1 pseudogene is annotated in these 212 nt (G+C 61.3%); it reads left to right on the forward strand.

What is annotated here, in order from left to right:
• Positions 1 to 212, forward strand: a pseudogene (locus AAE029_RS36315) (acyl-CoA dehydrogenase); the annotation flags it as partial.

Below are 212 nucleotides of genomic sequence, written 5' to 3' on the forward strand. Positions count from 1 at the left end.
TTGAACCGCGTGGGTGACATCGAAGGGTGCACCTGGAGTGAGTCAGGCGTTAAGACCCCTACTGGTTTCAAAGAAGCCTACAAACAATTCGTCGAAGGCGGCTGGCCAAGCCTGGCCCACGACGTGGAGCACGGTGGCCAAGGCCTGCCGGAATCCCTGGGCCTGGCGGTCAGCGAAATGGTTGGCGCCGCCAACTGGTCGTGGGGCATGTA

Source organism: Sinorhizobium sp. CB7, from assembly GCF_041357635.1.
Lineage (GTDB): Bacteria > Pseudomonadota > Alphaproteobacteria > Rhizobiales > Rhizobiaceae > Rhizobium.